Annotated in this window: 21 protein-coding genes, 6 pseudogenes and 1 other annotated feature; of the genes and pseudogenes, 18 read left to right on the top strand and 9 right to left on the bottom strand. The window is 64.0% G+C overall.

Features of this window, described 5'->3' with window-relative positions; genetic code table 11:
• Positions 1 to 2: 2 nt before the first annotated feature.
• Positions 3 to 776: an SDR family NAD(P)-dependent oxidoreductase gene (locus tag FQV39_RS31355; protein WP_149134361.1), complete on the top strand. Its 774-nt coding sequence runs from the start codon at positions 3 to 5 to the stop codon at positions 774 to 776.
• Between the two features lie 506 nt (positions 777 to 1,282).
• Here FQV39_RS31355 and FQV39_RS31350 read toward each other — a convergent pair.
• From FQV39_RS31350 to FQV39_RS31330, 5 genes are all read right to left on the bottom strand, one after another.
• Positions 1,283 to 1,999: an amino acid ABC transporter ATP-binding protein gene (locus tag FQV39_RS31350; RefSeq protein WP_187640393.1), complete on the bottom strand. Its 717-nt coding sequence runs from the start codon at positions 1,997 to 1,999 to the stop codon at positions 1,283 to 1,285.
• 101 nt (positions 2,000 to 2,100) lie between these two features.
• Positions 2,101 to 3,204, bottom strand: coding sequence for an amino acid ABC transporter permease (locus FQV39_RS31345; protein ID WP_149134360.1), 1,104 nt, complete (start codon positions 3,202 to 3,204; stop codon positions 2,101 to 2,103).
• 4 nt (positions 3,205 to 3,208) lie between these two features.
• A complete protein-coding gene (locus FQV39_RS31340) occupies positions 3,209 to 4,324 on the bottom strand; it encodes an amino acid ABC transporter permease (protein ID WP_149134359.1) in 1,116 nt (371 codons plus the stop codon).
• Between the two features lie 66 nt (positions 4,325 to 4,390).
• Complete coding sequence (locus tag FQV39_RS31335; RefSeq protein ID WP_149134358.1) at positions 4,391 to 5,419, bottom strand: transporter substrate-binding domain-containing protein; 1,029 nt, start codon at positions 5,417 to 5,419, stop codon at positions 4,391 to 4,393.
• 38 nt (positions 5,420 to 5,457) lie between these two features.
• Entirely contained in the window at positions 5,458 to 6,669 is a 1,212-nt protein-coding gene (locus FQV39_RS31330) for a trans-sulfuration enzyme family protein (RefSeq protein ID WP_149134357.1), read from the bottom strand.
• Positions 6,670 to 6,748: 79 nt separating this feature from the next.
• Here FQV39_RS31330 and FQV39_RS31325 point away from each other — a divergent pair, with 79 nt between their 5' ends.
• The 9 genes and pseudogenes from FQV39_RS31325 to FQV39_RS31285 all read left to right on the top strand — a co-directional run bounded on the left by FQV39_RS31325 (position 6,749) and on the right by FQV39_RS31285 (position 14,093).
• A complete protein-coding gene (locus FQV39_RS31325; protein ID WP_149134356.1) occupies positions 6,749 to 7,657 on the top strand; it encodes a LysR substrate-binding domain-containing protein in 909 nt (302 codons plus the stop codon).
• Between the two features lie 204 nt (positions 7,658 to 7,861).
• Positions 7,862 to 8,335 carry an MFS transporter gene (locus FQV39_RS31320; RefSeq protein ID WP_248313525.1) on the top strand — a complete coding sequence of 158 codons (474 nt, stop codon included), beginning with the start codon at positions 7,862 to 7,864 and terminating at the stop codon, positions 8,333 to 8,335.
• Positions 8,336 to 8,618: 283 nt separating this feature from the next.
• Positions 8,619 to 9,146: an aldehyde dehydrogenase iron-sulfur subunit PaoA gene (paoA, locus tag FQV39_RS31315; RefSeq protein WP_248313524.1), complete on the top strand. Its 528-nt coding sequence runs from the start codon at positions 8,619 to 8,621 to the stop codon at positions 9,144 to 9,146.
• Positions 9,143 to 10,015, top strand: a pseudogene (locus tag FQV39_RS31310) (FAD binding domain-containing protein). The gene paoA and the pseudogene FQV39_RS31310 overlap by 4 nt, the downstream one beginning before the upstream one ends.
• Positions 10,016 to 10,018: 3 nt before the next feature.
• Positions 10,019 to 10,462: pseudogene (locus FQV39_RS31305) on the top strand (xanthine dehydrogenase family protein molybdopterin-binding subunit); the annotation flags it as partial.
• Positions 10,463 to 10,752: 290 nt separating this feature from the next.
• Entirely contained in the window at positions 10,753 to 10,986 is a 234-nt protein-coding gene (locus FQV39_RS33975) for a hypothetical protein (RefSeq protein ID WP_149134354.1), read from the top strand.
• A gap of 14 nt (positions 10,987 to 11,000) precedes the next feature.
• Positions 11,001 to 12,994: pseudogene (locus FQV39_RS31295) on the top strand (erythromycin esterase family protein).
• Positions 12,995 to 13,026: 32 nt separating this feature from the next.
• Positions 13,027 to 13,485: a DUF1772 domain-containing protein gene (locus FQV39_RS31290; RefSeq protein ID WP_149134353.1), complete on the top strand. Its 459-nt coding sequence runs from the start codon at positions 13,027 to 13,029 to the stop codon at positions 13,483 to 13,485.
• 107 nt (positions 13,486 to 13,592) lie between these two features.
• Positions 13,593 to 14,093 carry a DUF6496 domain-containing protein gene (locus FQV39_RS31285; protein WP_149134352.1) on the top strand — a complete coding sequence of 167 codons (501 nt, stop codon included), beginning with the start codon at positions 13,593 to 13,595 and terminating at the stop codon, positions 14,091 to 14,093.
• Positions 14,094 to 14,351: 258 nt separating this feature from the next.
• Here the strand turns inward: FQV39_RS31285 and FQV39_RS31280 are convergent, their stop codons facing one another.
• Positions 14,352 to 14,645 (bottom strand): DUF982 domain-containing protein, encoded by a 294-nt coding sequence (locus FQV39_RS31280; RefSeq protein WP_149134483.1) that lies wholly within the window; start codon positions 14,643 to 14,645, stop codon positions 14,352 to 14,354.
• A 429-nt stretch (positions 14,646 to 15,074) separates the two neighbouring features.
• On the opposite strand from FQV39_RS31280, the gene FQV39_RS31275 reads away from it, so the two are divergent.
• From FQV39_RS31275 to FQV39_RS33970, 6 genes are all read left to right on the top strand, one after another.
• The gene (locus tag FQV39_RS31275) at positions 15,075 to 15,548 is read left to right on the top strand and encodes an Hsp20 family protein (protein ID WP_149134351.1); all 474 of its coding nucleotides are present in this window, start codon (positions 15,075 to 15,077) and stop codon (positions 15,546 to 15,548) included.
• A 45-nt stretch (positions 15,549 to 15,593) separates the two neighbouring features.
• Positions 15,594 to 16,103, top strand: a complete 510-nt coding sequence (locus FQV39_RS31270; RefSeq protein ID WP_149134350.1) for an Hsp20/alpha crystallin family protein — start codon at positions 15,594 to 15,596, stop codon at positions 16,101 to 16,103.
• A 129-nt stretch (positions 16,104 to 16,232) separates the two neighbouring features.
• On the top strand, positions 16,233 to 16,496 hold the full coding sequence (locus FQV39_RS31265; protein WP_149134349.1) for a hypothetical protein: 264 nt from the start codon (positions 16,233 to 16,235) through the stop codon (positions 16,494 to 16,496).
• 171 nt (positions 16,497 to 16,667) lie between these two features.
• Positions 16,668 to 18,089, top strand: coding sequence for an aldehyde dehydrogenase family protein (locus FQV39_RS31260; protein ID WP_248313562.1), 1,422 nt, complete (start codon positions 16,668 to 16,670; stop codon positions 18,087 to 18,089).
• Between the two features lie 314 nt (positions 18,090 to 18,403).
• Positions 18,404 to 19,201 (top strand): IS110 family RNA-guided transposase, encoded by a 798-nt coding sequence (locus FQV39_RS31255; protein ID WP_248313523.1) that lies wholly within the window; start codon positions 18,404 to 18,406, stop codon positions 19,199 to 19,201.
• Positions 19,107 to 19,448 (top strand): transposase, encoded by a 342-nt coding sequence (locus FQV39_RS33970; protein ID WP_248313561.1) that lies wholly within the window; start codon positions 19,107 to 19,109, stop codon positions 19,446 to 19,448. Before FQV39_RS31255 ends, FQV39_RS33970 begins: the two co-directional genes overlap by 95 nt.
• 508 nt (positions 19,449 to 19,956) lie before the next feature.
• On the opposite strand, the gene FQV39_RS31250 is transcribed toward FQV39_RS33970, so the two are convergent.
• Entirely contained in the window at positions 19,957 to 20,979 is a 1,023-nt protein-coding gene (locus tag FQV39_RS31250) for a methyltransferase (RefSeq protein ID WP_149134347.1), read from the bottom strand.
• 143 nt (positions 20,980 to 21,122) lie between these two features.
• On the opposite strand from FQV39_RS31250, the pseudogene FQV39_RS31245 reads away from it, so the two are divergent.
• Positions 21,123 to 22,142, top strand: a pseudogene (locus FQV39_RS31245) (IS3 family transposase); the annotation flags it as partial.
• Positions 21,407 to 21,523, top strand: a sequence feature (AL1L pseudoknot). Its footprint overlaps the pseudogene before it by 117 nt.
• Before the next feature lie 249 nt (positions 22,143 to 22,391).
• Here the strand turns inward: FQV39_RS31245 and FQV39_RS31240 are convergent.
• Positions 22,392 to 23,389: pseudogene (locus FQV39_RS31240) on the bottom strand (IS110 family RNA-guided transposase).
• A gap of 65 nt (positions 23,390 to 23,454) precedes the next feature.
• On the opposite strand from FQV39_RS31240, the pseudogene FQV39_RS31235 reads away from it, so the two are divergent.
• Positions 23,455 to 23,670 (top strand): annotated as a pseudogene (locus tag FQV39_RS31235) (integrase core domain-containing protein); the annotation flags it as partial.
• Positions 23,671 to 23,909: 239 nt separating this feature from the next.
• Here the strand turns inward: FQV39_RS31235 and FQV39_RS31230 are convergent.
• Positions 23,910 to 24,929, bottom strand: a complete 1,020-nt coding sequence (locus FQV39_RS31230) for an amino acid ABC transporter substrate-binding protein (protein ID WP_149134346.1) — start codon at positions 24,927 to 24,929, stop codon at positions 23,910 to 23,912.
• Between the last annotated feature and the right edge of the window lie 218 nt (positions 24,930 to 25,147).

The following is a 25,147-nucleotide window of genomic DNA, read 5'->3' as shown; positions in this document are numbered from 1 at the left end:
CCATGGGACGCCTCTCCGGCAAGACGGCGCTGATCACCGGCGCATCCTCCGGCATCGGCCGGGCGATCGCCGCACGCTTCGCCGAGGAGGGCGCCCGCCTGCTCCTCGCCGACGTCACCGAGACCGTGCGCGAGGGCGGCGAGCCGACCCAGGAATGGTTGGCCAAGCGCGGCCACGACGTCGCCTTCGTCGCAACCGACGTGTCAGACGAGGCGCAGGCTGAGCAGGCGGTCGAGCAGGCACGGGCTCGCTTCGGCCGGCTCGACATCCTTGTAAACGATGCCGCCATCGGCAACGGGAAGCCGCTGACCGAGACGAGCCTGTCCGAATGGAACCGCGTGATGGCGGTCAATCTGACCGGCGTCTTCCTGATGGCGCGCGCCGCCGTCCGGCTCATGCTGACGCAGCCACCGCAGGACGAGCTGCGCGGGCGCATCGTCAACATCTCCTCCCAGCACGGCATGATCGCCTGTCCGGAAGACATCGCCTACGGCACCTCGAAGGCCGGCGTGGTCTACATCACGCGGCAGATCGCGGTGGATTATGCAGGCCACGGCATCGTCTGCAACGCCGTCGCCCCCGGCAAAATCCTCACCGGCAAGACAGGGCGCGCCGTCGAGCCGCGCTGGATGGACTACTCCACCGCCCGCACGCCGATGCCGCGCCTCGGCCGCCCAGCGGATGTCGCGTCGGCCGCTCTGTTCCTGGCCTCCGACGAGTGCAGCTTCATGACCGGCGAGAACATCCTCGTCGACGGCGGTTGGATGGCGGGCTAACGAGCCGATGCAAAATCGGGAGGCTCCGGGCTCGCTTGACAGAGGTACCGTGTCGATTGGGGAACGCCCAGCCTGGAAAAACAGGCGGCCTAAGGCCAGAAACGACGCTCAGGACTCTCCCTCAGGCTCGAGGAGAAAAGGATCTCAGATCACGGCCGATGAGGAGTGTCCACTTCTCTATCGCGGTTTAAGTCAAGAGGCGGCACCGATCGACCGCCGGTTGTGCCAGCGGGGACGACGGCAGTGCGGATCGCGTCCAGCTGCGGTCGGTTCCTCCTCGGGGGCATTTCGGTGTGAGGTCGCCGCACGGGGCTCGCGCGCCGATCACCTGCCTCGACACGCTCAACCCAGCGCAACGGCGAGCTGTCGTCCACAGCGTCGGCGCGATCCGACTAGGCATCCCCATGCCGCAGCGCAAGCGCCCTCGGACGGGTTGCTTTGGCGCTCTGCTCACGGCTGATGGGCGTCTCCTCGCGGTCTCGGCTTCTAGCTGTCATTACCCGTAATTAGTGCAGGATTTGGCTAAGGAAGAGCTTGGTGCGCTCGTGCTGCGGGTTCTTGAAGAACGCGTTCGGGGTGTTCATCTCGACGATCTGGCCGGCGTCCATGAAGATGACGCGGTCGGCGACCTGGCGGGCGAAGCCCATCTCGTGGGTGACGCAGAGCATGGTCATGCCCTCCTCCGCCAGCGAGACCATGGTGTCGAGCACCTCCTTGACCATTTCGGGGTCGAGCGCCGAGGTCGGCTCGTCGAACAGCATGATCTTCGGGCTCATGCACAATGAGCGGGCGATCGCCACGCGCTGCTGCTGGCCGCCGGAGAGCTGGCCCGGGTACTTCGCCGCCTGCTCCGGGATCTTGACGCGCTTGAGGTAGTGCATCGCGATCTCCTCGGCGTCCTTCTTGGGCATCTTCCTCACCCAGATCGGCGCGAGCGTCAGATTCTCGAGAATCGTCAGATGCGGGAACAGGTTGAAGTGCTGGAAGACCATGCCGACGTCGCGGCGGATCTCGTCGATCTTCTTGAGGTCGTTGGTGAGCTCCGTCCCGTCGACGACGATCTGGCCCTTCTGGTGCTCCTCGAGCCGGTTGATGCAGCGGATCATCGTCGACTTGCCCGAGCCGGACGGGCCGCAGATGACGAGCTTCTCGCCGCGCGAGACCTTGAGGTTCACGTCCCGCAGCACGTGGAACTCGCCATACCACTTGTTGACGCCAATCATCTCGACGGCGGTGGCGGTGTTGAGCGAGGTCTGCTTCAGAGCCGCAGGCCGGGAGTCGGTCATCTTGGTTTCTGCCATTGCCATGGTCATCGTGACGTCTCCTAGCGAGCAGCGGGGCCGCGCCGCTCCAGGAAATCGGCAAAGCGGGCGAATGAAAAGGACAGTGCGAAGAAGATCGCGCCAATGAACAAGAAGGTCTCGGCGGCCGGCGACGGCCAGGCTGGGTCGGCCAGGGCGGCCTTGCCCGAACTGATCAGATCGAACAGCCCGACCACGAGCACGAGACTGGTGTTCTTGATCATCACGATGATCGTGTTCGCCAGGGCTGGGATCACCACCCTGATCGCCTGCGGCAGGATGACGAGGTATTGCGTGCGCCAGAACGGCAGGCCGAGCGCCGCGGCAGCCTCGTATTGGCCCTTCGGGATCGCCTGCAGCCCGCCGCGGATGACTTCGGCGAGATAGGCCGCCGCGAAGATCGTCAGGGCGACGAGGGCGCGCACGAACTTATCGGGCAGCAGCGCCTCCGGAAGGAAGAGCGGCAGCATGATAGAGGCGACGAAAAGAATCGAGAGCAGAGGCAGGCCGCGGACGGACTCGATCGCGATGACCGCGGCGATCCGGACAGCCGGCATCGTCGACCGGCGGCCGAGTGCGAGCAGGATTCCAACCGGGAAGGCGATGCCGATCGCGACGACGGTGAGGATCAGCGTCACCGGCAGGCCGCCCCAGGCCGAGGTCGGGACCTCGTCGAGTCCGAGGCCGCCGCCCATCAGCCAGACGATCAGCGCAAGCGCCGCAATCCAGAGGGCGAGCAGGCGCGGCGTCCAGCTCGCCGGCCGGACCGACCAGCCGAGCAAGGCCAGGATCAGCAGGCAGACCAGAGCGGGCCGCCAGCGCTCTTCGACCGGGTAGATGCCGAACAGCAGCTGGCCCGATTTGGCGTAGATGAAGCTCCAGCAGGCCCCGGAGGCGGCGCGACAGGCGGCCGGGGCCGGATTGAAGAGGACGGCGTCGAGCACCAGCCAGCGCAGCATTGGCGGCAGGGCGACGGCGAGCATCGCGCCGAAAGCCAGCGTCAGGGTGGCATTCAGCGGCGAGCCGAACAGGAGCCCGGCAGTCCTGCGCAGCGAGGCCAGGAGCGGCGCGGACCAGGCCTGCGCCGGCACGGGAGCTTCGGAGAGAGGGAGCGAAATCGTCTTCACGGGATCAGCGTTCCACGATCGCGATGCGGCGGTTGTACCAATTGGCCGCGCTCGACAGGGTCAAGTTCAGGGCGAGGTAGACGCCCAGGATGATGAAGACGCCTTCGATCGAATGGCTGGACTTGCTGATGATGGTGTTCATCACTGCAAGGAAATCCGGGTAGCCGACAGCGATCGCCAGCGTCGAATTCTTGACGACGTTGATGTACTGGCTGTTGAGCGGCGGCACGATCACGCGCAGCATTTGCGGAATGACGATCAGCCGCAAGATCTGGCTGCGGGACAGACCTACAGAGCGACCGGCATCCCATTGCCCCGGCCCAACTGATAGCACGCCGCCGCGCACGATCTCGGCGATGAAGCCAGTCGTATAGATGGTCAGGCCGATCAGGATCGTGCTGAGTTCCGGCGTCAGCTCCAGCCCACCCTGGAAATTCGAACCGGCGAAGACGGGCCAATCCAGCGAGACACTGGCATCGGCGAACCAAAGGCCGAGCAAAAGCACGGCAACTGCGGCCCAGCTCAGGACGGGCCGGAAGCTGCGCAGCGAACCTGCGAGCCGAGCAGCGAGGAAGAGCAGCCCGGCAACGAGGATCAGGACCACGCCTGCTGTTGCCATGCTAATGTGAACGCTAGGGACCATGACGCCACGCATCGAGGCGAAGACGCCGGGAAGCGGACTGAGTGCGTCGGCAACCGACGGAAGGACCTTCCACCAGAGCGAGTAGAGGAAAATCAGCAAGACGATCGGTGGCGAGTTGCGCGCGATCTCGACCCACACGCGGCACGTGCCTGAGGCGAGCGGATTGCTGCTTAGGCGGGTCACGCCGACGATCAAGCCCAGCACCGATGAGAAGACGATGACGAGCGCCGAGATGAACACCGTATTCGCCAGGCCAACGACGATGGCCCAGTAATACGGATCACGCGACTTGTAGGAGAGGATCGCCTCGGAGATCACGATGCGAGACGGCATCATCAGGAAGTCGAACCCGATCGGGATGCCGCGCGTCTGCAGGTTCGTGAAGGTCGTGGTGACGAGCAGGGTCGCAGCACCAATGACGGCCGCCACCAATAGGCATTGAATGACGATCGATCTCGTCCTGGCATCGCTGAGCATGCCGCTCTCCCCTTTCCGGCTTGGACATCGAACGGAGGAGCGTTCGTCACGCTCCCCCGGCAACGGCTAGTCCCAGGGGTAGGGGTAGTTCAGGCCGCCATCCTTCCAGAGCCCGTTCATGCCGCGATCGACCTTGAGCGGGCTGCTCTTCCCGAGATTGTTGTCCCAGATCTCGGCGTAGTTCCCCATCTGCTTGACGACGTTGTAAACCCATTTGTCGTCGAGCCCGAGCGGCTTGCCGAAGCCCGGCTCCTGCCCCAGGACCCGTTTGACGTCGCTCGTCGCCGTCTTCAGCTTTTCGTCGATGTTCTTGGCGGTAATGCCGTGGAGTTCGGCCCAGAGCAGGGCATTGATCGTCCAGCGCGTGATGTCGAAGAGCTGATCGTCCCCGCGCGCGACCGCGACGCCGTTCGGCTCGGCTGCATGGCCCACCTTGATGATGTCGTAGTCGTCCGGGTTCTTGGCGACCGAGGCGCGTTGGCCGGCGGCGGCCGTGCCATCGGTCACATAGGTGTCGCAACGGCCCCCGAAGAAGGCGTCGCGCGCCTGGATCGTCGAATCGAAGTAGACCTTCTTCATCGTGATCCCGTGCTCTTCCTCGGTCTCCTCGATCGCCTTCTCGGTCAGGCTGCCGCCGCCTTGCAGGCAGACCGTCTTTCCGGCGAGCTGCTTGGGATCGGTGATCTTGTCGGCCTTGCGGACGAGCAGGCCGTCAGTATCGTAGAGCGTGATCCAGACGAAGCGGACCACCGTGTCGCGCGAAAGAGTAATGGTCGAGGTCCGCGACAGGACGTCGATCTCGCCGGTCTGCAGCGCCGGGAAGCGCTGGCCGGCATTGAGCGGCACGAAGCGGATCTTGTCCTTGTCGCCGAGGATGGCGGCCGCGAAGGTCCGGCAGATGTCGGAATCGAAGCCGCGGTAGTATCCGTTCTCGTCGGGTCGGGAGAGACCGGGGACGCCCTGGCTTGCACCGCAGCTCACATAGCCGCGCTGCTTGATCTTGTTCACGACGCTCTGCGCGCTGGCATCACTGATACTCGCCGTTAGACCAGTGGCGGCAAGAGCTGCGCCGAGCAGCACTTTCAATCTTGTCATGGCTATCTCCATTCCCCTGTTTTTAGAGTTTGCTGTGGTTATTCAGCTGCCGTACGGCCCACCGCCTTCGACGCCATCGCGAATTCGGCAAACGGGACAAAAGCCTGTTCCAGATCGCCGATCAGGTCATCGAGTGCTTCCAAGCCGATCGACAACCGCCAGACCGGCCCCGGTGGCAGCCAGTCGAGGCTGGTCCGGCCTTTCCGCGGATCGTTGACCGCGATCAGCGAATGGACGCCGCCCCAGCTCGCACCGAGCTTGAACAAGCGCATCCTCTGGAGGGCCTCGCGCTGCAGCGGCCCGAGTTCGGGCCTGAGCACGATTGAGAACACCGCGGCCGCGCCCGCGAAATCCCGTTTCCACACCGCATGCCCGGGATGTTCCGGCACGGCCGGGTGCAGGACCCGGACGACCTCCGGGCGCTGCGACAGCCAGCTCACGATCTCGGCCGCGCTCGCCGCGGCATGGCGCATGCGGACCGGCATGGTCATCAGGCCGCGCTCGCACAGCGCGCAATCCTCGGGCGAAACGCCGTAGCCGAGGAAGCGCGCCGTATCCTTCAGGCGCCGGAACAGGCCTTCGTCCCGCACGGCGAGCGAGCCCATCAGCAGGTCGCCATGGCCGCCAGCATGTTTCGACAATGCCTGCATGCTGATGTCGACGTCGTGGGCCAGCGGCTTGAATAGGAGGTGCGAAGCCCAGGTGTTGTCGGCGGCTACCAGTGCGCCCACCGCGTGGGCCGCCGCGATGATCGCCGGCACGTCCTGGACCTCGAAGGTCGCGGAACCCGGCGACTCCACCCAGACCAGCCGCGTCCGCTCGTCGAGAAGCTCCGCGATCCCGGCATCGAGCTGCGGGTCGTAGGATTGCGCCGCGATGCCGAGCGGCCCGAGGAAACGCAGGATCATGTCCCGCGCCGGGCCATAGAGCGTCTCGGGCATCAGGACACGGTCGCCGCTCCGACACACCGCCATCGTCGCCAGCGTCATCGCCGCCATGCCCGACGGCACGACGAGCGCCCTTGCCCCACCTTCGAGCTGGGCGATGTGGTCTTCGAGGAGCCGGCTCGTCGGCGTTCCGTACAGCCCATAGCTGAAGCCGTCATAGACGCGCTCCGCCCGTTTCTCGAACGCCTCGAGATCGTCGAAAATGATCGTCGAAGCGCGCTCGACCGGCATTGCAACCGCCTGGAACGGCCGCTGCGAACGCGCAGGCGGATGGATGTGGGAGGTATCGTCGGATTTCGTCATGGGCCGACGCTAGCCCGGTAACACATTGCCATCTATGACCGTGTCGATAGACTCGATCCGATTTTGATATGGCTTTCGCATGAACCTGCGCGACATCGACGTCTTCCACGCGATCATGACCAGCGGCGGGGCCGGGGCCGCGGCCGCCTTGCTCGACACATCCCAGCCGGCGATCAGCCGCTCGCTCGCCAAGCTCGAAGCCGAGCTCGGTTTCATCCTCTTCGACCGGATTCGGGGTCGCCTGGTGCCGACCCGGGAAGCGCTGCTCTTCCACGCCGAGGTGAAGGCCAATCTGGTCGGCCTCGATCGCCTCAAGCTGCGCGCCGCCCAGATCAAGGAAGTCGGCGCCGGGACCATCAGGGTCGCCAGCCTCTCGGCGCTTGGACATGGCCTGGTCCCGCGCGCGATCACCGCGTTCTCGCGCAAGCACCCGCAGGTGCGGATCAGCTATCAGGTCCGCACCTCCAACGTCGTGCGCGATTTGGTGGCGTCGGGCAGCTTCGACATCGGCCTGGCCGCGGACGAGATCGACACCAACGGTGTCCTGCACAGCGTGTTCACCACGCCTCGCGCCGTCTGCGTTATGCCGCAGGGACATCCGCTGGCGAGCCGGGGCGTGATCACGCCGACAGACCTGAACGACGAGGGCTTCCTGGCGCTCGCCCCGGAGGACACCGTGCGGCTCGCCATGGACAGGATCTTCGCGGAACACGGTGTCCAGCCCCGCATTTTGGTCGAAACGCCATACGGCGTGACCATCGCCATCCTGGCAGCGCAAGGCCTGGGCATCGGACTGGTCAACCCCTTCATCATCGCCGACAAGATGATAAAGGGAATTGTCATTCGCCCCTTCGAGCCAGCAGTGCATTTCCGCGCCCTGCTATTGAAGCCACCTGGTGGCGTGAACTCCCGCCTCGTCTCAGCATTTGTGGCCGAGCTTTATGCGGTCCGGAATGCCTTTGCCGTCGTGGAAGAGAGCTCAGGATAGCGATTCATCGCGCCCACCCTCTCCGTCGCGGCGATCGGTATCGCGACAACGCTCCTACCTCTCATCGTATTCCTGGGCTTGCTGCGAGCATCCGCTGCCCATCCGCGACTTCGGCGAGCCAAGGCGTCTCGCAAGTACACTCAGCGCCGTCTGGCTCCCAGGTATCGGTGTGCCGCGCTCAGCAGCGTCGGCTACGGGGCGATCTTGGCCTTCTGCTCGCCTCTCTACAGCGATCACGGCTGGCAGCCCGTCTGGCTGGCCTTCACCGCGTTCGGCGTCGCCTTGATCGCGGCCCGCCTGCTCTGCGGTCACCTGCCGGACAAATTCGGGGGAGCCAGAATCGCGCTGCTGTTAGTCGTAGTGCAGGCGGCGGGATTGCTGCACATAGGGCTTGCGCGCAACGGCATGCTCGCCTCCGCAGGCGCCGCGTTGGCCGGGTTCGGATACTCGCTGGTCTATCCCGGGTTCGGCGTAGAGGCCGTTCGGAACAACTCTCCCGAGACCCGGGGACTGATCATGGGTATTGATACGGTCTTTCTCGATATCGCGATGGCGGTGGGAAGTCCGGCGTCGGGCTGGATTGCCGATCTAGAAGGCTTGAATGCCGTCTTTAGCGCCAGTGCTGGCGTCACGCTGTTGGCCGCGGCGGTCGCGCTTCGGTTGTTGCGGCCACGTTGACGGTCTCCAACCAAAGCAACCGAGCTGGCGAATGACCGTCAAATGAAGAGGCCGCACGCGCGGCCTCATGATTGGCGGCGGCGGAACCATCATTCGATGGCTTTGTTCTTAGCCGAAGTCCAAACACCGCGGCGTCGCGCCAGGGATTGGAACGTCACATGCAAATCCATAGCGATCACGAGATCAGGCGACGGGACGTGCTCCTTGCTGGGGTGCTTCCGCGGCGCGTGGGGTTCCATCGCTAGCTCACGCCCAGCCTATCGCGCCTTCCGGGAGGTCGACGATGCCTGACCAGCCCTCCATGTCCGATGTGTCGATGGTCGTGAACGGCGAGACACGCAAACTCAGGCTTGATGTTCGTACCACCTTGCTCGACGCACTCCGAGAGCATCTTCATCTCACCGGAACCAAGAAGGGGTGCGATCACGGCCAGTGCGGCGCCTGCACGGTGATCGTCGCGGGCCGCCGGATCAACTCCTGCCTGACGCTGGCGGTGATGCACGAGAGCGATAGCGTCACCACGATCGAGGGGCTGGGCACGCCCGAGAACCTCCATCCGATGCAGGCCGCCTTCGTGAAGCACGATGGCTATCAATGCGGCTATTGCACGCCGGGCCAGATCTGCTCGGCGGTCGCCGTGCTCGACGAGATCAAGGCCGGCATTCCTAGCCATGTCAGCGCGGATCTGATGGCGCGGCCGGAACTGACGGCCATGGAGCTCCGCGAGCGCATGAGCGGCAACATCTGCCGCTGCGCCGCCTATCCCAACATCATCGACGCCATCAGCGAGGTGGCGAGGAGGAAGGCATGAAGTCCTTCACCTACGAACGCGCAACTTCGCCGGCCGAAGCGGTTGCCGCCGCCACCCGGATCCGGGGCGATGAAGCTCGAGATCGAGGCGCCCACCCATCTGATCGATGTGAACGGGCTCGCCTTCGACAAGATCGAAGCCACGCCCGACGGCGCCCTGCGGATCGGCGCCCTGGTGCGCAATACCGATCTCGCCGCGGATGAGCGCGTGCGGCGCGACTATCCGCTGCTCTCGCGCGCTCTGCTTGCCGGCGCCTCGGGCCAATTGCGCAACAGGGCAACGACTGCGGGCAACCTCCTCCAGCGCACGCGCTGTCCCTATTTCTACGACACCAACCAGCCGTGCAACAAACGCCAGCCCGGCAGCGGCTGTTCGGCTATCGGCGGATTCACGCGCAATCACGCCATTCTTGGCACCAGCGATGCCTGCATCGCCACGCATCCGAGCGACATGGCCGTGGCCATGCGCGCGCTCGACGCGACGGTGGAGACCCTGCGCCCGGATGGCGCAGCACGGCGCATTTCCATCGCCGAGTTCTACCGACTGCCCGGCGACACGCCCCAGATCGAGACCACCCTCCTGCCCGGAGAACTGATCACGGCGGTGACGTTGCCGAAACCGGTCGGCGGCAAGCAGATCTATTGGAAGGTCCGCGATCGCGCCTCCTACGCCTTTGCACTGGTTTCGGTCGGTGCGATCGTCCAGCCGGACGGAAGCGGGCGCGTGGCGCTCGGCGGCGTGGCGCACAAGCCATGGCGCGTCGAGGCGGCAGAGGCCGCGCCGGCGCCAACCCGACCCAGCAGAACGCATTCAAGCTGCCGCTGATCGAGCGCACCCTCGGTGCCGTTCTCTCAGAAGCGCGAGGATGAGCCATGAGGTTCGATATCCCAGCGACCACCAACCCGATCGACCAACTCAAGGTGATCGGCCAGCCCACCAGCCGGATCGACGGCCCGCTCAAGACCACGGGCACGGCGCCCTACGCTTATGAACGCCACGATGTCGTGCCGAACCAGGCCTATGGCTATGTCGTGGGCGCGGCGATCCCGAAGGGGCGGCTCGTCTCGATCGACCTTGCGAAAGCGCAGGCTGCGCCCGGCGTGCTCGCGATCGTCACGGCGGAGAAGGCCGGCAAGCTCAGCAAGGGCGGCCGGAACACCGCGACCCTGCTCGGAGGCCCCGCCATCGAGCATTACCATCAGGCGGTTGCGCTCGTCGTCGCGGAGACATTCGAGCAGGCGCGCGCCGCCGCCGGCCTGGTCCGGGTGGACTATGCGCGGGCCGAAGGCGTATTCGATCTCGCGGCGGCCAGCGACAAGCTCATCGACAGGCTGCCCACAGGGCAGTGACAGAACGTCGAGCAAATGGACCTCCGCCGCCAAGATCCTGGGGCCGGGGGAAAATGGCCTGTCGGTCCCCGTCGGAATCGTCGCGCTCTGGCCACCGGCTTTCTCGTGAGCGAGCCGCGCGCGTTAGATCGCCTCACATCCTTCAGCGACAGCAGCGCCTCATTCGTCGGCAGATTGCTCGCCTCGTCCATATAGAAGCATCGCGATCCGGAACTTCGCATTCCGTCACTGGTTCGACCTCAAAGGAGGGCGATGCCATGGCCCGATGCGAACAATGCGGAAATGACTACGATAAGTCCTTCCAGATCATCTCGGACGGACAAACCTACACATTCGATAGTTTCGAATGCGCCGTTCAGAAACTCGCGCCGACGTGCCCGCATTGCGGCTGCCGCGTCATTGGCCACGGAGTCGAGCAGGACGACGTCATCTATTGCTGTGCCCATTGTGCCAAGCAGGAAGGAGCGAGCGCCCTCAAGGACCGGGCTTAGTCGGAACCGGGGTCATGCGCAGAGTCTTCTCGGATCGACGCGAAGCCGGGCGGGAGCTTGCCGCTAAGCTCGCTCACTACTTAGAGCGCGACGATGTGATCGTGCTGGGCCTGCCGCGCGGGGGCGTTCCCGTCGGCTTCGAAGTGGCGCGGAGCCTGGGGGTGCCTCTCGACGTCTTCATCGTGCGCAAGCTCGGCGTTCCCGGGTACGAGGAATTTGCCATGGGAGCGATCGCGACCGGTGACGTCCGCGTCCTGAACCACGAGGTGGTCAATGGCCTCGGGCTTCCACCTCATGTCATCGACGGCGTGACTGCGAAGGAGGAAAAGGAGCTCCTGCGCCGCGAACGCCTCTATCGTGGTGGACGTCCGCCGCTCCGGGTGAACGCACGAACCGTTATCCTCGTGGATGACGGACTGGCGACCGGATCGACCATGCTGGCTGCTATCAGGGCGCTGCGGAAGGGCAATCCGTCCCGCATCATCGCCGCCGTTCCGGTGGGCAGTCCCGACATTTGCGAGGCGATGCAGGCCGATGCGGACGAGGTGATCTGCGCGACGACGCCCGAACCTCTGATCGGTCTCGGGCGCTGGTACGAGGATTTCTCCCAGACGAGCGATGATGAGGTCCGTGGGCTGCTCGCGAGGTCAACGCGTGCAACCGGCTCCCCGGACGGGGACTTCGCCGATGATGCCACCACCGCCAAGCTGCGGAAGCACATCGTTCGGCTTTCCGGCGGGGTGAGTGACTATGATGGGCTTCTCGACCTTATCGGCGAGGCCCGTTTCGTGCTGCTCGGCGAGGCTTCGCACGGCACTCACGAATTCTACGAAGAGCGGGCTCGGATCACTCACCGCCTGATCGAGGAGAAGGGCTTCACCGCCGTCGCCGTCGAGGCGGACTGGCCCGATGCCTACCGGGTCAACCGCTACGCCCAGATAACGAGCGAAGACCTCGACGCCGGGGAGGCTCTCTCGGATTTTCGGCGCTTCCCGACCTGGATGTGGCGGAACAAGGTCGTCGTCGACTTCATCGAATGGCTGCGCCGGCACAATGAGGTTCTCGTCGGAAACGAGACCAGGGCCGGGTTCTATGGGCTCGATCTTTATGCTCTGCACGGGTCGATGAAGGCCGTGCTGCGCTATCTCGACAAGGTCGACCCGACCGCGGCAGAGACCGCACGCCAGCGCTATGCTTGTTTCGATCATTTCGGGCCGGATCCGCAATCCTACGGGTTCATCGCGGGCAACGAGGTCGAGAAGTCCTGGCAGGATGCCGTGGTCGCGCAACTGGTCGAGATGCTGAAGCGGCGCGCCGTCGGAGCGCAACCCCAGGAGGGCGCGGACGAAGACGATCTCTTCGCGGCCCAGCAGAACGCGCGCCTCGTCAAGAATGCCGAGGCCTATTACCGCGCGATGTTCCTGGCTCCGGAATCCACCTGGAACCTGCGCGATCGGCACATGGCCGAGACCTTCGAAGCGCTCGCCGCCCATCTCGGCAGAGGCGCCCGAGCCCCGAAGATCGTGGTGTGGGCGCACAACTCCCATCTCGGCGATGCCCGGGCGACGGAAAGAAGTCGGATCGGCGAGATCAATCTCGGACAGCTCGTTCGCGAGGCCCATGAGCATGAAGCCTTCCTCGTCGGCTTCACGACCTATCGCGGAACCGTCACGGCCGCCTCGGAATGGGCGGTATCTCGGAGCGCAAAACCGTCCGGCCAGCCTTGCCGAGCAGCTTCGAAGCCCTGTTGCATGCTATCTCTGCCGGTCGCTTCCAGCTCGACTTGCGCCATGATGGCAAAGCTTTGCCGCCACAGCTCCTGGAACGGGCGATCGGCGTGATCTACCGGCCGGAGACGGAGCGGGCCCGCCACTACTTCCATGCCAATCTAGCCGCCCAGTTCGACGTCCTCTTGCATTTCGACGAGACGCGCGCGGTTGAGCCGCTGGAACGCTCGTCCGAATGGGACGTCGGGGAACTCGTCGAGACCTTCCCCTTCGGCGTCTAGGCCACCGAGACCTTCGGAAAGGGAGACGGATAATGGCGATCAGAACCATTCAGTTTCTCGCTGTTATTGTGACCGCACTCACACTGATCCCGGCAGGAGCCCATCTCGCCGTCCTCCCCAACAAGATCGGACTGTCTCAGGCCGACTACTTCACGGTCCAGGGCATTTATCGGGGATGGGCCATTCTCGGATGGCTCTGGCCTTCTGCTCTTCTCCTGAACTCTCTGCTGGCGTTCCTGGTGCGCTCGCAGAGTGGCTCCTCATGGCTCGCAGCCTGCGCCGCACTATGCTTTGCGCTCATGCTCGTGATTTTCGTCCTCTGGACGCTGCCCGCCAATCAAACGACGGAGAACTGGACGACGGTCCCGGCGAACTGGGAAGCCCTACGCCGCCAATGGGAATTCTCCCACGCAGCCAACACCGCGATCGCATTCGTCGCACTTAGTCTTTCGACGCTCTCAGCACTGTCGTGGCGGCCGGAGGCTCCGTAGATCTTCGTAATCTCCTCGATGCGGATCCTCCAAGCGGTCGAAGCGTTGCCTTGATTGAAGGTAGCACCTCGCTACCCGCGGCAGTCCATTCAGCAAGGGAGAAGACGATGCCGGACAAGAAAACCATCGAGAAGGCCCGCAACGACAAACGTGAAGGCAAATCCGCGAGCACGCAGGCCGGTGAATTCGTGCGAAAGGAAATCGAGGAGATCCGCCGCGGCGAGCACGGTGCGCGTTCGACCAAACAGGCCATCGCTATCGGCCTTTCCGAGGCCAGGCGAGCGGGCGTCGACCTGCCGCCGCCCAAGAAGGGCAAGGTCAAGGAAAGCACCCGCAAGAGCGCCGAATATGCCTACGCGGTCGGCCAGGGCGAGCGTAAGCCCAAGCGCCGCCCGAAGGTGTCGAAGGCGGTGTCCGACGTTCTCGAACATGAACCGAAAAACACCGCATCGCACGATGCGCTTTCGAAGCAAGCAAAGCGGGCAGCGTCACGCCGCACCCCTGAGGAGCGCTCGGCCGCCGCGCGGAAGGCTGCGCAGACCAAGGGAACGGCCGGACGTAAGGCTGCGGCACGAAAGGCGGCCGACACGCGTGCGCACCGAGGCTAAGATGTTTTCCGCGCTGACGACGGCAGCAGTAACTGGTCGCGTTGAGAGGACCGACGGGGCGTTGTACTTCAGCCTTCGCAGCAAGGGTCAGGACCGCGGCCATCGCCGTACCCGCCATTAGCCCCGACGCCGCAGCGAGGCCGTAAGGACGCGCTGCCGTCGGCCGAGCCGCCGGGGACAATTGCGATCGCTTCATAACGCTGTCCACGACTTCTAAGGTGGCCCGGCCCGCTTCGGGCGGTGCCGGGCCCTTCTGCGTCAGGCGTGGCCCCGCGAGCCTTCCTTTCGGCTGCCGATGAACGCCGCGACGTCGGGCGCGAGAAGATTGTGCTTCTCGGCCCACGACGCGAACAAGCCGCGTGCCGTATCCGGCTCGATTTCGCCGCGGATCGCCGCCAGGCAGGTCTTCAGGGCGAAGCCATGCACGGGATCGCGCCTGCTCACAGGCCAGTCGGCCAGGAACATGTAGGCTTCCATGGCCGACGCGATCGCTGCCGGATGCCCAAGCCCGGTCAGAATCACGACCGGCCTTTCGAAGTCGTCGGATTTCATCATGCAGTCCTCCCTGAGCGGGGAGCGATTGCCAACGTTGCCATAGCCATATCCTCCTGGAAGCAACATGGATCCGGTTTGGTTGATCGCCGCCTCGAGCAAGCTGTCGCTGTCGGCGGCCGCTGTAATTTTGGTAGGCGTTCTCGTCAGGTCAAGCCCTTCGCCGTATCGATACTCGACAGCAAACTCGCGACCGCCCGAGAGGATCTGCCGATCTATGCGGTGACCAAGCAAGCCCGCCGTGAGGGGACCGTCAGAGCGTCCTGGACGAGATTTCGATCAGGGATGGCGCTAAAGGCTTGAAACCGTTCGGCCTCATCCTAGATCGTTTTTGCCGGCTGCCAGTCGGAGCCGGCATGGTCGCGCCGGGAGCAGACCCGGCGTCGAGACGAACGCTTGTACCCATGTTGCTCCAAGGAGGATGTGGCTATGAGTACCACTCTCGACTTTAGCCCGCTGTTCCGGTCCAGCATCGGTTTCGAACGGTTGTTGAACGCCATCGAAGCCAATCGGGCCGAAGACAGCGACAACTGGCCGCCCTACGACATCATCAAGGCCAGCAAGGACGAATACCGCATCGCGATGGCGGTCGCGGGCTTCTCGCAGAACGATCTGACCGTTGCCCAGGAACAGAACCTGCTCATCGTGTCGGGCCAGAAGGCCGATAGCAATCGGGGCGATTACTTGCATCACGGCATCGCCGCCCGCCCGTTCCAGCGGCGCTTCGAGCTCGCCGACTATGTGAAGGTGACGCAAGCGGAGCTGGAGAACGGCCTGCTGACGATCGCGATGAAGCGCGAAATCCCCGAGGAGAAGAAGCCGCGACGGATTGCGATCGCGAGCGGGGTTGAGGCTTCCGATACCAAAGGCGGGCGCGACGAAGCCGCAGAGCGCGCCGCCTAAGCGTCGCAGGCTGACCTATATCCGATCAGTATGAAGGAGGCAGTCATGAGTGTTCGTGATCTGATTCCCTGGGGCCGCCACACTGGCGGTATGCTCCCATCCGTGTTCCGGGACGAGGACCGCAGTCCCTTCATGTCCTTGCATCGGGAAATGAACCGTCTCTTCGACGACGTTTTCCGGACCTTCGAGAGCCGCCTGCCGACCTCCGGCGTCCTCTCGTCCTTCGGCGCCGGCTGGCCAAATGTCGAGATCTCGGAGACCGACGCCGCGATCAAGGTGACGGCCGAGATCCCGGGGCTCGAAGAAAAGGACGTCGAGGTCCTGCTCCAGGACGGCGTTCTGACGCTGAGGGGCGAGAAGCGCTCCGAAACAAACGACAGCGAGCGGCAGTTCTCGGAACGCCTTTATGGTCGCTTCGAACGCCGAATCCCTCTCGGCGCGGAGGTCCAGGAAGACAGGATCGAGGCGCGTTTCAGGAACGGCGTCCTGAGCGTGACCTTGCCGAAGAGCGAGAAGGCCCAGTCGCAGATCAAACGTATCGCGATCAAGGCCTGAGGCCTTTCCGGGGCCGGCGGCATCCTGTTGGAGCCGCCGGCTCCATTCGGAACGCTCCGAGGAGTGGATCGGCTCGCTTCCTCCCCTGAGCGGGCGGTCCGAGAGCGAGTGCCAGTAATGGAGAACGGCATGAGCCCAGACGAAATCGCAGCCATCCTCGGCCCGGTCGATCCCGTGCTGATCGCCGAGATCGCCAAGACCGGGGCCACGCAGGAGGAACTTGCCCAGGCCTGGATCTGGATCAACGCGGACGAAGCTCTGATCAATGAAGGCCGCCCGCTGCCCTCCGGCCGCACCCACTGCATGATCAGGAGCGTCGTCGTCGCGACCCGCAAGTCGCTCAGCTACACCACCAACCTCGAAGAGCTGACCGACGCGCTCGCGGTCCGCTGAGACCCTCGCACCCGGGCGGCTGCCGTCCGGGTGAGAACGGGCAAGCGTCGCGGCATCGGGGGAGCTACCTGCACCGAAGGCCGCTGCTTGCCTCCTGCGCATCGCCGCGCCACCGCGACTCCTCGATCACAATCGACGACGAGACGGCATCATGTCGCCTGCCGGCACTTCATCGATGGGCGCGTCGTCGAAGGTACCGGTGCCCGCCTTCCGGTCGCGCGCCCGTCCGATCTGGTCGAGTATGCCGAGGTGCCGATCGCGGATGGCGATCTCGTCGACCGGGCGGTGAGAAATGCGGCTGAAGCTGCGGCGACCAGTGGTTGGGCGAGCCAGCCGCCGCGCGAACGGGCGCGCGCGATGCGGCGCTGGGCCGACCTGATCGAGGAACGCGGCACGGAGCTCGGCCGGCTCGAAGCCCTGGGCTCGACCAGACCGATCGCACAGGCCGTGAGCGGCGATGTCGCGAGCGTCGCCGAGGGCATCCGCTTCTTCGCCGAATGGGCCGATAAGCTCGGCGGCGATGTCGCCGCGACGCGCAGCGACAATCTCGGCCTGATCGTATCGGAACCTTATGGTGTCGTCGGCGCCATCACGCCCTGGAACGTGCCGCTCAGCATGGCATCGTGGAAGGCCGGCCCCGCGCTGGCCGCCGGAAACGCCATCGTCCTGAAACCCTCCGAGCTGACACCGTTTTCGACCGTGCTGCTGGCGCAGCTCGCGGTAAAGGCCGGCATCCCGCCCGGCATCCTCAACGTTGTCCACGGCACCGGCAGCACCGGCGAAGCGCTCTGCCGCCATCCCGGCATCGCCAAGCTTTCCTTCACCGGCTCGACGCGCACCGGTATCGCCGTGATGAAGGCCGCCGCCGAGAGCGGCCTCAAACCTGTCACCCTCGAGCTGGGCGGCAAGAGCCCCCAGCTCGTGTTTGCCGACGCGGACCTCGAAAAGGCCGCGGCCTGTATTGCCGGCTCGCTGCTCGCCAATGCCGGACAGGCCTGCGTCGCGGGCTCGCGCTTGATCGTCCAGCGGGCTGTGGCGGAGCAACTGGCGACGCTGCTGCAGACGCTTCTTTCCGACATCGCCCCAGGACCGACCTGGCTGGAGACGACCTCCTTCTCGCCAATCATCTCGGAGCAGCAGGCGCAGAGCATCGAGCGGATCATTGCGGCGAGCCTGGAGCAGGGCGCAGCCTGCATCTTCGGCGGGGGGCGCCTGGAGGGGCACCGCGGAGCCTTCTACCAGCCGACGATGCTGATGCAGGTCAATGGCGAGACGGCAGCGGTGCGCAAGGAGGTATTTGGCCCGGTTCTGACGATCCAGAGCTTCGAGAGCGAGGAAGAGGGCTTCGCCCTGGCGGACCATCCCGAGTACGGGCTGGCGGCCGGCGTCTATACCCGCGATCTCGGCCGCGCCCTGCGTGCGATGCGAGCGATCAAGGCCGGGACGGTCTGGATCAACCGCTACAGCCGCACGCTCGATTTCATCCTGCCGACAGGCGGCTTCAAGAGTTCCGGGATCGGCAAGGATCTCGGCCGGCAAGCTGTCGAGCAGAATCTGCGCCACAAGACCGTTCTGGTTGATTTTGGCGCCTGAGCTCGTTGCCGGGACCTCGCTCGGAGCATCCATCGCTGCGATCGCTACAATTGGTCTCCAGAGACTGTTTCAGTCTGAAAGATGCTCGGCTTGCACCAAACGCGGCTGCCCACGCATCGCGCCGAGCTGGCCTGCCAGCAAGCGGACGCTCCGGGAGTCCGCAACGGGCCACAAACGTCAGTCGTTCGTCCGGGCGAAATGTGCCAGTAGCCGACTCTGCCTCGTCGCCTGGAAGCGATGGGGTGGACGCCCCCTGACGGCATCGAAGTGCCAAAGTGGTGGTGTTTGAGCGCACCACTGCAAAGGAGGCGTCCGTGAGTGAAGTTACCACCATTGGCCTCGATCTGGCGAAGGCTGTTTTCCCGGCGCATGGGGCTGACGCGACCGGCTCGGTCATATTCCGCAAGAGGCTCCGGCGGAATCAGGTGCTATCCTTCTTCTCCGCCCTGCCACGCTGCCTGGTTGCGATGGAAGCCTGCGCCAGTGCTCATTATTGGGCTCGGGAGATCTCCACACTAGGGCACGAGACCCGGCTCATCCCGCCAGCATACGTGAAGCCCTTCGTCCACCGGCAGAAGAATGACATGGCCGACGCGCAGGCGATCTGCGAGGCGGCGCAGCGGCCGACGATGCGGTTCGTCACGCCCAAGAGCGCGCAGGCGCAGGGGGCGGCGGTGATCTTCCGCACGCGCGACCTTCTGGTGCGCCAGAGAACTCAGCTGATCAACGCGCTGCGCGGCCACCTTGCCGAGTTCGGCTTCATCGTGGCCCAGGGACCCGGCCATGTGAGCAAGCTCATCGACCTGATTGACGATCCTGCGAGTGACATGCCGGCCGAGGCTCGGCCGGTCCTGGCAATGATCGCCACAAGCTTGCAGATGCTCCAATCAAACATCGCAGAGCTCGATCGAAAGATCGCGGCCCGGTCGAAAGATCGCGGCCCGGTCGAAAGCCGATCCTGTCGCAAAGCAGTTGATGACGATCCCTGGCATCGGACCAATCGCGGCCACAGCCTTGGTGGCATTGGCGCCAGCAGCGCACACCTTTCGACGGGGCAGAGACTTCGCCGCGTGGTTGGGGCTTACCCCCAAGCAGCATTCCAGTGGTGGTAAGGAGCGTCTGGGCAGGACCACAATGATGGGCGAACGCAGCCTGCGCAGACTCCTGATCCTGGGCGCAAGCTCGGCGGTCAAGGTCGCGGCCCGCGACAGATCGCGAGCCAGTCCGGGGCTCGACGGCATGCTGGCACGCAAGCCACGCATGCTGGTGACGGTGGCATTGGCCAACAAGATTGCCAGGATCGTCTGGGCGCTCATGGCGCACGGCGGATCCTACAGAGCTCCGACTGCTGCGGCATAGAAGCCGAGGCGGTCAGAGGCGGTCAGGGAGGCAGGAAGGTCCGAAGAGAGGTATGGCGCAACGGTCAGAAGACGGGGTCGGGAAAACCAGGGAATATGTCCCAGCGCCTCGAGCGCGCGGAAGCGGTGTGGACCCGACCCGCGATCTCCATACAGGCCAGCGGTCCCGTGAACGGCCGCACCAGTAGGCCGGACACACGGACGCACCTGAACCTGAGCGCCAATCGCCTCGACAAAAACCTCTTGCATCCGAAGGGGCGTCCACACACGGACATTCGGGATCGATCAGCTCCGGGGCCGGCATCGCCGCCCCTTTTGCGGACTTTCCAATTGGTTCGGTTGATTACGGGTCAAGGCCGAAAGCTGAAGTCGTCGGCGTGGTAACGGTTCGTCGCCGTCGCGCCGAGAGCGGCCATCCAGCTCGTTTATCGAGGCGATCGGCAAACGGCCACGGGCAATCGCTTGGCCAATATCAAGGGCCAGGGCGGCGAACTCAAATCGCAATCGAGCTACTTGTAGGCGACCGCAGCGCTCGACGGACCCGTCAGCGGGATGATCTTGAAATCCCGGAATCCAACCTCACGACACCAGCCCGCAAAGTCGGATCCCGAATAATCGAAGGCGTCGCCAAATTCGATCAGCATGTTGAGAGACATCATCAGACCGAATGCATTCTCTCGTCTTGCATCGTCGATGAGCGCCTCGATAACCACAAATGCACCGCCTGGGGGCAAGGCATCATAGGCCTTCCGAATGAGCATCTTCTTCTTATCAAGGTTCCAGTCGTGCAGGATCATCCCCATGGTGATGACGTCCGCCTTGGGCAATGGATCGGTGAAGAAGTCGCCACCGACAGCCGTTACCCGGTCGGTCAGGCCCGCCTGCTGTATTTTGCGTGTGGCTAACGGCACGACTTCGAGGAGATCGAAGCTGGTGCAACGCATGTGCGGATGCGCTGCGGCGACCATGCAGGAAAGCTGCCCGGTCGCACCACCGACATCGCAAAGGGTCTTGAACGTGGAGAAGTCGAATGTCCGAGCAAACTCTTTGAAGTTTCCGGCCGAGATTCCCGACATCGCGTTCATGAACTGCTCAAGGCGTGCCGGGTCCGCGTAGAGCTTCGTGAACATTGGCTCGCCGGAGTGCTTGGTTTCGTTTTGTGGCATTCCGGTCTTGAGAGCCTCGGTGAGGTCCGCCCAGAATCGATACAGGCGAGCGTTCGCCATCTCGAGGATGCCGCCGATGTAGTCAGGGCTATTTCGATCCAGGAAAAGGGCGCTCTCCGGCGTATTCGAGTAGCGCGCATCCGGACCGTCGCCTTCACGTTGGAGAAACTTGAGAGCCACTAATGCGTCGGGGAGGTCCGGTATGGCGCGTGGACTGAGTTGCAATGCCGCGGCGATCTCCTTTCCCGTCATCGGCTGGCTAGCGAGCTTGGTGAAGAGTTCCAGCTCGACGGCTGAAAGCAGTGTCTTCGACGCAAAGAACCCCATCCCGACTTGCATGACATGTGACGGATCCAGCCCGGACATGATTGCCTCTTGTCGGTAGTGCCGCACCCTGGCTGCTGTCTCGCGCGGCGGCAGTCTAGCACACTTGAACGCTACCCAAACCCTGCCATCAGGTGAACCGTCCCGGCTTTGCCGGAGGCCCCAACTCCTGAGAGGATGGGGCCATGACGAGCAAGACGACGAACAAGTTCTCGCCTGAGGTGCGTGCGCGCGTGGTGCGGATGGTGCTGGATCACGAAGCCGAGCATCCGTCGCGCTGGGCGGCGATCACGTCGATCGCGAGCAAAATCGGCTGCACGGCGCAGACGCTGAACGAGTGGGTGAAGAAGGCCGAGGTCGACAGCGGCCGCAAGCCTGGGCTGACGACGGACATGGCGGCCCAGCTCAAGGCTCTCGAACGCGAGAACCGAGAACTGCGGCAGGCGAACGAGATCCTGCGCAAGGCGTCGGCGTATTTTGCCCAGGCGGAGCTCGACCGCCGACACCGGTCATGATCGCCTTCATCGACGATCACCGCAGGGCCTATGGGGTCGAGCCGATCTGCAAGGTGCTCCCGATCGCCCCGTCAACCTACCATGAGCATGTCGCCAAACGGATCGATCCGGGGAAGCTGTCGGCTCGGGCGAAGCGGGACCTGGAGCTGAAGCCGCAGATCGAGCGTGTGTTCGGTGAGAACTTCGAGGTCTATGGCGCGCGCAAGGTCTGGCGGCAGATGTTGCGCGAGGGGCTCGACGTTGCCCGCTGCACGGTCGAACGCCTGATGTCGGACCTTGGCCTGCAAGGTGTCATTCGCGGCAAGCCGATCCGCACGACCATCCAGGACAAGGCCGCACCGTGCCCGCTGGACCATGTCAACCGGGTCTTCCATGCACCGGCGCCGAACCGGCTCTGGGTCTCGGACTTCACCTACGTCTCGACCTGGTCAGGCTTCGTCTATGTCGCCTTCGTGATCGATGCCTATGCTCGGCGGATCGTCGGCTGGCGGGTGAGCCGGACGGCCCATGCCAGCTTCGTGCTCGACGCGTTGGAGCAGGCCCTGCACGAGCGCCGACCTGTGCACCGGGGTGGCCTCGTGCATCATTCCGACAGAGGTTCTCAATACGTCAGCATTCGATACACCGAGCGCCTCGCCGAGGCCGGTATCGAGCCCTCCGTTCGGCAGTGTGGGCGACAGCTACGACAATCTATGGACGCCTCCCGCAGCAAGATGATTTCTGACGTTGAACCCGGCATTGGGTGCGTAAATCTATCCGGCCTGTCGCTGGAGCGATCCCGCCCCGGGCCATGATGGGCTCCGCTGCTCTCTCCCTCATAACGCTATCGGCCTCGAAGGCCATGTCGTAGGTCAGGGTCGAGAACGCGGTCCTTGCCGAGTTGCCATCATCCTTCATCTCGCACGCATCATCGCTTGCGCGACGACCTTCATACCCACATCAGGCGCGGGCGTAGTCCTCCTGCCGCGTCAACATCGCCCAGGCGATCCGAACAGTCTTGTTCGCCATGGCCACGATCCCCTTGTTGAAGCCGCGGCGATCAATCACCGCCTGGAACCAGCGTGATCGCGGATCTGTCTTGGTCTTCAACCTCAACGCGACCGCTCTTGCGCCATGCACGAGTTGTCGACGCAGATAGTGGTTCGCGCGTCGCCCGACCCGCCCAGACGGGATTTGCCGCCGGTCGAATATTGGCGCGGAACCAGGCCGATCCAGGCCGCCATCTCTCTTCCAGACTGGAACTGTCGAGGATCGCCGATGCTGGCGGCGAGTGCCGTCGCAACAATCGGGCCCACACCTGGTAGCGTCATCAGGCGGCGGCAAGTCTCGTCCTCTCGGCAGATGGCGATCAATCTATCGTCTAGCCGCTCGATACGGCCTTCCAGGCTCTCCAACTCGTCAAGAAGCGCTTCGAAGGTTTCCCGCGCCATGGCGGAGACGCGGGCTTCGGCGAGCCCGCCGCGGACGCGTGAAAGAAGAAGCGCCGCACCTTTCGGATAGATCAGGCCGTATTCGGCCAGCAGACCACGCAGGTGGTTGATCAAGCTGGTCCGTTGCACCACGAGACGGTCCCTGACGCGGTGCCGCGACTGCAGATCTTGTTGCTCCTCGGTTTTGACTGGCACGAAACGCATCGTCGGCCGCGATGCCGCATCAAAAATCGCCTCGGCATCCACCGCGTCGTTCTTCGATCCGCGCACGAAGGGCTTGACGAAATGGGGATTGATCAGCCGCACCTCGTGTCCGGCAGCCATGAACAGGCGCCCCCAATAATGGGCTGTCGCGCATGCCTCCATGGCGATAACCGCCGGAGCGAGCTTCACAATCAGCGACGGCAAGCCCTGACGGCCGACGCGCCGCGAGATGATCTCGCCGTCTGCGCTGATCCCATGCACGTGAAATGACTGCTTCGCCAAGTCGATTGCCAGCATCCGCATGTCCCGGCCTCCTGCTCATCAAAAGCCCCTAATCAAGGGCGCGGAGCGGGAGGCGTCCATCCCATAACGCCAAGGCCGAGACGATCAACGGCCTCTACAAGGCCGAGCTCATCCACCGGCGCGGGCCGTGGCGATCCTTCGAAGCCGTGGAGTTCGCGACCCTGAGCTGGGTCGACTGGTTCAACAATCGCCGGCTGCCGGAGCCCATCGGCAACATCCCGCCCGCCGAAGCCGAAGAACGCTACTACGCGATGCTGGACGAGCCAGCCATCGCAGCCTGACTCAAACCAAACGGCCTCCGGCGAAACCGGGGCGGTTCAAACAGCATCGAAGCAGGCCCCTACCTCAGACCACCGGCATGAGGTTTCTGTTCCTGCTGGGGCCCGATCGGCGCCGACCGGGACCCAGCCATCTTCCAAGTTGACGAATTAAGTTGACGAATTAAATCACTAAGATGGCACGCGTATCGCCCTGGGTCCTGCTTCAGAGCTGATTCACAGCCAGGCGTTACAAAGCCAGATCAACGGATCGGAGGCGCGTATTGTAGGCCTCCCTCGATCCACAACGCATTTTTGCCACGGGAAATCTTGAGAACGGAGTCCTTGCCGACATTGCGATCGAAGGCTTCGCCGTAATTGCCAACGAACTTGACGATCCGGTAGACCCAGTCGTTGGTCAATCCTATCCCCTCGCCGAATTTGCCCTCGACACCGAGCAGGCGGCGGATTTCGGGGTTGGGCGATTTCAGCATCTCGTCGACATTCGCCGTTGTCACACCGAGCTCTTCCGCATCGAGCATGGCAGCATGAACCCACTTAACCAGATTGAACCACTGTAGATCACTGCTACGCACGACCGGGCCGAGCGGCTCCTTCGAGATCAGCTCCGGCAGGACGATCGCGTCGCTGGGGTTCACCAGCTTCAGCTTCAGGGCGTATAATGCAGAGGCATCGTCGGTCAGCGCGTCGCAGCGCCCGGATTCGAAGGCCTTGATGGCTTCATCGCCCTTGTCGAAGGTCACCGGTTCATACTTGATCTTGTGCTTGCGGAAATGGTCGGCGACGTTGAGTTCCGTCGTCGTGCCCTGCTGCAGGCAGATCGAGGCACCGTCCAGCTTCAGCGCAGAGTCGACCCCGAGCTTCTTCTGCACAAGGAAGGCCTGGCCGTCATAGTAGTTCACGCCGGCGAAGGTCAGGCCGAGCGTGGTGTCTCGCGCCATTGTCCAAGTTGAGGTACGGGACAGCAGGTCGACTTCGCCGCTCTGGAGCGCGGTGAAACGGTCCTTCGATGAGAGCGGCGTAAACTTGACCTTTTTCGGATCGTTGAAGATCGCGGCCGAAATAGCGCGGCAAAGATCGACATCGAGGCCGGCCCACTCGCCTTGAGCGTCCGGAATGCCAAAGCCGGCTAGACCCGGGCTGACACCGCAGATCAAAGCCCCGCGGCTCTTGACCGTTGCGAGCGTCGTCGTTTGCGCCTGAACCGGCATCACGGTCATCGAAACCGCGAATGCGAGCAATGCAGATGCGATGGTCTTCATGTGTCCCCTCTTTATATTTGGATACGGTCTTTATCGCGGGGCGGACTCTCCCGCATTCCAGCGGCAGTATCTGCCGTTCTGCAGGCTTTTTCGGCAGGGCCGCCTTTGTTGGTGGGCGGATTCGGACGAGCGGGAAATTTCAGCTGAGCGCCTGGCTCGCAAGCGCGATACGCCGTGTGCCACCCGGTACCGCAGGCATGTACGGAACCCGCCCCAGA

It is taken from the genome of Bosea sp. F3-2 (assembly GCF_008253865.1).
In the GTDB taxonomy this organism is placed as follows: Bacteria; Pseudomonadota; Alphaproteobacteria; order Rhizobiales; family Beijerinckiaceae; genus Allobosea.
This window is presented reverse-complemented; position numbering and strand designations above follow the sequence as displayed.

Bases quoted from the DNA above. Each gene is read 5' to 3' on its own strand.
- FQV39_RS31285 (WP_149134352.1), top strand. From the start codon at position 13,593: ATGCCGGACAAGAAAACCATCGAGAAGGCCCGCAACGACAAACGTGAA.
- FQV39_RS31265 (WP_149134349.1), top strand. From the start codon at position 16,233: ATGAGCCCAGACGAAATCGCAGCCATCCTCGGCCCGGTCGATCCCGTG.
- FQV39_RS31250 (WP_149134347.1), bottom strand. From the start codon at position 20,979: ATGTCCGGGCTGGATCCGTCACATGTCATGCAAGTCGGGATGGGGTTC.
- FQV39_RS31355 (WP_149134361.1), top strand. From the start codon at position 3: ATGGGACGCCTCTCCGGCAAGACGGCGCTGATCACCGGCGCATCCTCC.
- FQV39_RS31335 (WP_149134358.1), bottom strand. From the start codon at position 5,419: ATGACAAGATTGAAAGTGCTGCTCGGCGCAGCTCTTGCCGCCACTGGT.
- FQV39_RS31280 (WP_149134483.1), bottom strand. From the start codon at position 14,645: ATGAAATCCGACGACTTCGAAAGGCCGGTCGTGATTCTGACCGGGCTT.
- FQV39_RS33975 (WP_149134354.1), top strand. From the start codon at position 10,753: ATGGCCCGATGCGAACAATGCGGAAATGACTACGATAAGTCCTTCCAG.
- FQV39_RS31325 (WP_149134356.1), top strand. From the start codon at position 6,749: ATGAACCTGCGCGACATCGACGTCTTCCACGCGATCATGACCAGCGGC.
- FQV39_RS31275 (WP_149134351.1), top strand. From the start codon at position 15,075: ATGAGTACCACTCTCGACTTTAGCCCGCTGTTCCGGTCCAGCATCGGT.
- FQV39_RS31290 (WP_149134353.1), top strand. From the start codon at position 13,027: ATGGCGATCAGAACCATTCAGTTTCTCGCTGTTATTGTGACCGCACTC.
- paoA (WP_248313524.1), top strand. From the start codon at position 8,619: ATGCCTGACCAGCCCTCCATGTCCGATGTGTCGATGGTCGTGAACGGC.
- FQV39_RS31340 (WP_149134359.1), bottom strand. From the start codon at position 4,324: ATGCTCAGCGATGCCAGGACGAGATCGATCGTCATTCAATGCCTATTG.
- FQV39_RS31330 (WP_149134357.1), bottom strand. From the start codon at position 6,669: ATGACGAAATCCGACGATACCTCCCACATCCATCCGCCTGCGCGTTCG.
- FQV39_RS31270 (WP_149134350.1), top strand. From the start codon at position 15,594: ATGAGTGTTCGTGATCTGATTCCCTGGGGCCGCCACACTGGCGGTATG.
- FQV39_RS31230 (WP_149134346.1), bottom strand. From the start codon at position 24,929: ATGAAGACCATCGCATCTGCATTGCTCGCATTCGCGGTTTCGATGACC.
- FQV39_RS31350 (WP_187640393.1), bottom strand. From the start codon at position 1,999: ATGATTGGCGTCAACAAGTGGTATGGCGAGTTCCACGTGCTGCGGGAC.